This is a genomic window from Paragemmobacter kunshanensis (assembly GCF_011059185.1).
Lineage (GTDB): Bacteria > Pseudomonadota > Alphaproteobacteria > Rhodobacterales > Rhodobacteraceae > Paragemmobacter > Paragemmobacter kunshanensis.
In genome coordinates, this window is the sequence record NZ_JAALFE010000105.1 from 1 (window position 1) to 740 (window position 740).

1 protein-coding gene is annotated in these 740 nt (G+C 67.4%); it reads left to right on the plus strand.

Going from position 1 to position 740, the window contains the following annotated elements:
• On the plus strand, nucleotides 1-740 hold a 740-nt coding region (locus G5V65_RS22000), incomplete at both ends, for a head maturation protease, ClpP-related (RefSeq protein ID WP_206526942.1).

The following is a 740-nucleotide window of genomic DNA, read 5'->3' on the forward strand; positions in this document are numbered from 1 at the left end:
ATCGACGGCGTGGCCGCCTCGGCGGCCTCCTATGTGGCCATGGCGGGTGACGAGATCGTCATGCCCGAGAATGCCTTTCTGATGATCCACGACCCTTCGGGGCTGGTCATGGGCACCGCCACCGATATGCGCGAGATGGCCGATACGATGGACAAGATCGCAGGCGGCATGGTCCGAGGCTATGCGGCAAGGTCCGGACGCACCGAAGAGGAAATCGCGGCGCTGATGGCGGCCGAGACCTGGTTCGATGCGGAAGCGGCCCTCGAGGCGGGGCTTGCAACCCGCATGATCGAGCCGGTGCGGATTGCAGCCAGCTTTGACATCGCGCGGTTCCGCAACGCGCCACCCGCACTGGCGGAAGCCATCGCTGATCCGGCTTTCGAGAGCGATCAGGACGTCAATGAAGCCGCCGGAGACGTCGAAGGCGACGAGATCCGCGACGAGGCTCTCGAGATCCACGGTGAACCCGAGCCTGCGCCGGGCACACCGCCAAGTCTCGACCCTGTGGTGACAGGCATCGATCCAACCGCGATCCGGCGTGACGCCATCGCCCATGCCCGCGCCGTGGTCGACCTCTGTCGCCTTGCGGGACGGCCGCAGATGGCCGGGCGCTTCCTCGAAGAGGACGCCAGCCTCGATGCGGTGCGCAGCAGCCTTCTTGCAGCGAGGGCGGAGGCGGAGGCGCAGATCAGCCCCCATCACCCGCAACCCGGGCCTACTCCCATCGCCCGTCCCTGGGG